General features: G+C 44.0%; 5 protein-coding genes. 3 read left to right on the top strand and 2 right to left on the bottom strand.

All coding sequences use genetic code 11. The annotated features are described in order from the left end of the window. Positions 1-69: 69 nt before the first annotated feature. Together AAGC65_RS24360 and AAGC65_RS24355 are read left to right on the top strand one after the other, a co-directional pair. Complete coding sequence (locus AAGC65_RS24360) at positions 70-1965, top strand: ATP-dependent DNA helicase RecQ (RefSeq protein ID WP_343115068.1); 1896 nt, start codon at positions 70-72, stop codon at positions 1963-1965. Positions 1966-2445: 480 nt separating this feature from the next. Next, positions 2446-3045, top strand: coding sequence for a GIN domain-containing protein (locus AAGC65_RS24355; protein ID WP_343115067.1), 600 nt, complete (start codon positions 2446-2448; stop codon positions 3043-3045). Positions 3046-3104: 59 nt separating this feature from the next. On the opposite strand, the gene AAGC65_RS24350 is transcribed toward AAGC65_RS24355, so the two are convergent. Continuing rightward, entirely contained in the window at positions 3105-3965 is an 861-nt protein-coding gene (locus AAGC65_RS24350) for an AraC family transcriptional regulator (protein WP_343115066.1), read from the bottom strand. A 127-nt stretch (positions 3966-4092) separates the two neighbouring features. Between AAGC65_RS24350 and AAGC65_RS24345 the strand changes: the two genes are divergently transcribed. Beyond that, entirely contained in the window at positions 4093-5076 is a 984-nt protein-coding gene (locus AAGC65_RS24345; RefSeq protein WP_343115065.1) for a phytanoyl-CoA dioxygenase family protein, read from the top strand. Positions 5077-5343: 267 nt separating this feature from the next. Here AAGC65_RS24345 and AAGC65_RS24340 read toward each other — a convergent pair whose 3' ends face one another. Continuing rightward, entirely contained in the window at positions 5344-5886 is a 543-nt protein-coding gene (locus AAGC65_RS24340; protein WP_343115064.1) for an AAA family ATPase, read from the bottom strand. Positions 5887-5995 lie beyond the last annotated feature (109 nt).

Here is a 5995-nt window from a genome sequence, read left to right as displayed (position 1 = left end):
TTTATCCTTTATCCTTTATCCTTTATCCTTTATCCTTTATCCTTTATCCTTTATCTTTGAGCCCACCGCATGACTATAGAGGAAATATTAAAACAGTACTGGAACCATGACAGCTTCAGGCCCATGCAGGCCGAGATCATCAAATCTGTTTTATTAGGGCACGATACGCTTGCCTTGTTACCTACAGGCGGTGGTAAATCTGTTTGTTTCCAGGTACCGGCTTTAGCTAAGGAGGGGATATGTATTGTGATATCTCCGCTGATAGCCCTCATGAAAGATCAGGTAGAAAACCTGAAAGCTAAGGGTATCAATGCTGTAGCTATTGTATCGGGTATGGGGCGGCGAGAAATTGACCTGGCGCTTGATAATTGCATTTACGGCAGTGTAAAGTTTTTGTACCTCTCGCCCGAGCGTTTATTATCTGAACTGGTTCGCGAACGTATCAAATACATGAAGGTGAACCTGATAGCGGTTGATGAGGCGCACTGTATATCTCAGTGGGGGTACGATTTCAGACCACCGTACCTGCATATTGCCGATATCCGGGAGTTTCATCCGCAGGTGCCTGTACTGGCCCTTACCGCAACAGCTACCGCCGAGGTAAAGGCGGATATACAGGAAAAGCTACTATTTAAAGACGCCGTTGTTTATCAGCAAAGCTTTGAGCGCCGTAACATCAGTTATGTAGTGCAGGATGCCGAAAACAAGCTGCAAAAAATGCTGGATATTGTGCGTGGTGTTAAAGGCAGCGGAATAGTTTATGTACGTAGTCGTAAAGACGCGGCCGAAATTGCACGCTATTTTAATGATCATGGCTACCGGGCCGACTATTACCATGCCGGTTTGTCGATGGATCAGCGGGCCGAAAAGCAGGAAAGCTGGAAAAATAATCGTACCCGCATTATCGTAGCCACAAATGCCTTTGGGATGGGTATTGACAAGCCCGATGTGCGCTTTGTGATACATAAGGATATGCCCGAAAGCCTGGAAGCTTATTACCAGGAAGGCGGGCGAGCCGGGCGCGACGAGCAAAAAGCCTACGCTATATTATTGTATACTCATGCCGACAGGTTAAGACAGGAAAAAAAGTTTGAGCTTAATTTTCCTTCGGTTGAGGAAATTAAGCAGGTGTATCATTGTCTGGCCAATTATTACCAGCTGGCGTACGGTGCCGGTGAGGGTTTAAGTTTTGACCTTGACCTGGGTGAGTTTTGCAGCCGATATAAACTCGATGCTATCAAAACGCTGAATGCCCTGAAGTTTTTGGAAAAAGACGAATATCTGTCGTTCAATGAAAGCGTGTTTTTGCCATCGAGGTTTAGGTTTGAGGTGGTGAACGAGCAGTTATATAACTTCCAGATACAAAATGCCGGTTGGGATCCCTTTATTAAAACGCTGCTGCGCTCATACGGTGGTTCGTTTGAAAATTATGTGCGACTGAAGGAGTATGACCTTGCCAAACGTACCAACCTGAATGTACAGCAGGTTATGGATGGTTTAAAGCAGTTGCAAGAATTTGGCCTCATCAGTTATATGCAGCAAACCGACCAGCCGCAGGTTACCTATTTAAAACCCCGCCAACAGTCCGACCGGTTGTTTATCAACAAAAAATATATTGAAGAGCGTAAGGAAATCTACCGCCAGAAAATGGAGGCGGTTTTTGCTTACGCCAAACACAAAAAATGCCGCAGTCAAATGTTGCTTGCTTATTTTGACGAACCCAATGCCCATAAATGCGGTGTTTGTGATATTTGTTTGGAAGAGAAGCGGCAAAAAAACGCCGACGAGCTGTTTGATAACATCACCCTTGAAATTGTGCAGCTGCTGAGCATATCAACCCCTGATATCGGTACGCTAATAAACACCATCAAAATAGGCTCTGAAAAGGAAAAGATGGAAACCATACGCCTGCTGCTTGACGCCGGCAAAATAAAAACCGACGGGGAGAAGTATTATCTGGTGTAGAAGAGTGCGGGTTGCCGGTGCGGGGAGCGGTTGGGCCGTTGAGCTTCTAAAAGTTTGTCATTTCGACAGAGCAGAAGTGGGATTGAGCGATGGGGCGAAAGAGAAATCTTATACAACATTTGGGTGAATACTTCGGACGTATAAGATTTCTCGCTATCGCTCGAAATGACATTAGTTTCCACTGCAGCGAGCTTGTAGCTCGTTGCCTATCATGGATTCAGCTTTCAGCTGAAGTAAGCTGGAAGCTTACCACATGACCACCACGAGATACGCTACGCTAATCTCGCGGTAGAGAAACTACAATCTTCATCTCAAATTTTCTTTCCTCATTTCACCGAAGAAACTCTTTCGTTTACCGACAAAAAGCCTGCGTACAACTATTACAGGCTAATATGCTGTAACGTTTTTTTCTGGCGCTCGTCATATAGGTGTATTTAAAATAACAATAATCAATCATCTGACAATCAAAATATTAATATCATGAAAACTCAAGTAATCGCCATTTTTACTGTACTGGTTATGGTATTTGGATTAGGAAACACAACACAAGCTGCAGTTAACTACAACAACAATAAAGGCATCGTTTTAACCGAAGTTTCACACATCAACAAAATTGAAATTTACGGTAACGTTAAACTATATGTATCAAACGGCCCTGCCGATCAGGTAAAGGTTTATAACAGCTATTATTCTGAAAGCGCCCTCGTACAATCACAAAAAGGGGTATTACGTATTTCATCATACAAACCTGAACAATTAGAAGTTTGGGTAACCGCTCAAGACCTTGCCGCCATCACCGCTTATGACAATGCCGAGATCAAATCATTCGGAAACATATCAGCTATTGAGCTGGAAGTGAAATTGTACAACACTGCATCAGCCAGTCTTGACCTGGAAGCTTACAGGGCACGTGTTACCATGAATGATAAAAGCTGTGCAAACTTAAGCGGTACCGTTGATGAATATAACTTAGTACGCAGCCAGGCTTCAAGCGTAAACAGAACAAACCTTGTAGCCGGCCACACAACCGAAATATTGAACATTGCAAAAAACAAAGCAGACGAATATGCAGGCTTATAATAAAACAATCAACCCATCATATAATGAAAGCCACCTGGAAGCCAGGTGGCTTTTTTGTTTTATAGCTTATCATGATTACCTACCCACTTCCGCTTAAAATCAGATGGGTTTTCGCCAACCAGTTTATTGAACAATTTATTGAAATAACTGAGGCTTTCAAAGCCTACAGCATAGCAGGTCTGCGTAATGTTTTTATCCTGCATCAGCAGGTTTTTGGCACGCTCTATACGGTACTGGTTTACAAACTCGGTAAAAGTAATATTGGTTTGCCGTTTAAAGTATCTGCAAAAGGCTGCCGTGGTTAAGTTTACCTTGTCGGCAACTACATTAACATCGGGCTTTTGGGCGTAGTTGGCATCTATGTACTCATAAATAGCGCCCATCCGTATTTTATCCTTTAAAATAAAATCCTTGCTGCTTTCATCATTGTTCAGTAAAGTGTATTCTTTAGAACCCGCCAACAACTGAAAAATATGCATCAGTTGGAGTAACTGGTCAAAGGAACTCAGGCTATTTAATTCTTTTAACTTTTGAGCTGCCAGTGCGCGGGTTTCACCATGAAAGGCAATACCATAAGCGGCGCTTTTAAATAATTTATTAACGAGGGAAAGCTCAGGTGCATGGTTCAGGGCCTGGCCCATAAAATCGGTTCGCAGCTGAACTACAATTTGGTGGTAATCGCTGCGCAGGCGGTAATCAAAATTAAGATGGGGGAGGTTACTGCCGATAAAAACCAAGTCGCTCTGCGTGTATCCTGATATATGGGTACCCACATGACGTATACCGGCATCGGCTTCTACATATACCAGTTCAAATTCGGGATGGTAATGCCACAAAAAGGTATTCCGCAACCGGGGCGAAAACAGTTTGAATGATTTGCCCGGTTCAAAGTCAATCCGTTCTAATTGTATCTCATTCACCTTTGTATTGCGTCTATTTTTAGTATAAATATATCAAAAATGTCAATGGAGAGCAAATATTGGTCATTGGTGCGAATAATTTAACTTTTAACCGGCCGTAATTTTGAATTATAAACCAATTCAGATCATGGAAGCAGCAACTAAAACAATGGCCGGTATGGCACCCAGCATGAGCCCTAACGAAGCGCATAAGGATATTCCGGGCAACCCCTCGGCAGCAAAATCAAGTCAAACCAAACTGAACGACCGCAGTAACGGTGAACCACTGCGTGTACTAAGCGAGGACGACTGGAACTTTTGGATAACCAATGGCTATGTGATAGTTAAAAACGCCATACCCAAAGAAATGGCTCAAAAAACTGCCGAATACCTGTGGCAATATGAAGATAAAGACCCTAACGATATAGAAAGCTGGTACAAAAAGCCCAACGCCCAAATGGAAATGAAGGAGCTGAACAATACCGGCATGGTTGAAATTTATAATCAGCAGTATTTGTGGGATAACCGGCAGTACCCAAAGGTGCACCAGGCTTTTGCCGATATATGGGGCACCGAAAAACTTTGGGCCAATATTGACCGGGCCAACCTGAACTTCCCCTTACGCCCCGGTTTTGAATATAAAGGTTTTATACACTGGGATTATGACCCCGAAACCAAACCGGAAAATGTTCAGGGTGTACTGGCCCTGGCCGATCAGACCGACGAAAATATGGGTGGCTTTCAATGCATCCCCGAGTTATACCGTACTTATGATACCTGGAAACTAACCCAGCCGGAAGATCGTGACCATTATAAACCGGATACCACCGGGTTTGAGATTGTTAAAGTAAAAATGGAAGCCGGCGATCTGCTGATATTTAACAGTACCCAGCCCCACGGCATCAGGCCAAACACCAGCGGAAACAAGGTACGCATTGCGCAATATGTGGCCATGATGCCTGCGCAGGAACATAATGAAGAGCTAAGGCAATGGCGCATTAACAGCTGGCAAAACAGGGAGGCCATGCAAGGCTACGCTTTCCCCGGCGATCCAATGGAAAGAGAAAAGAAAAATCCGGTAGCAGAACTTAGTCCGCTGGGCAGGAAATTGCTGGGGTTAGATAGTTGGTGACTATTTTGTCATAGCGAGGAGGAACGACGAAGCAAGAGCCTCACCCAACCCTCTGCAAAGGAGAGGGCTTTAAAATACTTTTTTAAAGTCTCCCCTTTTGGGGGAGATTTAGAGGGGGCTCATTGCCACGCTTCGCTCGCAATGACAAAATTTCCTCTTGTCATAGCGAGGAGGAACGACGAAGCAATCGCGAACTATGCAGATTTCCCTGTAGAGTTCGCGGTTGTCACGCTTCGCTCGCAATAACAACTATTATTAACAAACTACTTAAACTAACTCTTTTATTTTCTGTAAAACCCGCTCAATCCGCTCATCCACAGTAGTATCGCCGCGTATTTGTAATACCGGACACTTTATCTTACTAAGCCAGGTTTCATGAACCTGTAGGGTGCGGCCATTGGTGGTGTTGTCATCATAACCCGATGCCCATTGTATAAACTCCTGGTAAAGTTTGGCCCGGACGGGGTCGGTAAAAATTTGATTGCCGTAACGTTGTACTTCACGGGCTTTGAGCCGTTGCATCCTGATATGGTGCGGGATGTATAAAAACACTACCAGGTCAAAAGTATGAAGCCATACATTGCCCCAGCTCACCATTGATCCGGTAATGATCCAGTTATCCTGCTTTGCCGTGTCACTTAGGATCATTTTATTTCTTAATTCGGGATCGCGCCTGACAGTGAATGGTATAACAGATTTTTCCCAGAAATACTCATCGGTGTCAAATACAGGGCAGTTAAGCTTTTGGGACAGAGCAGCGCCCAAGGTGGTTGAACCCGCGCAGGAAGCGCCCATGATCAGTATTTTCATATTGTTATACTAATTTGCGGTAATCGCTGGCGTTCAGGTTTGTTTTCTTTTTAAAATAATTGGATAGGTGGCTCACATCGGTAAAACCAAACTCGGCGGCAATTTGCCT

It is taken from the genome of Mucilaginibacter sp., assembly GCF_039207105.1.
In the GTDB taxonomy this organism is placed as follows: Bacteria; Bacteroidota; Bacteroidia; order Sphingobacteriales; family Sphingobacteriaceae; genus Mucilaginibacter.
Note: the sequence above shows the minus strand (reverse complement) of the source record. Positions and strands in the feature narration are given on the sequence as shown.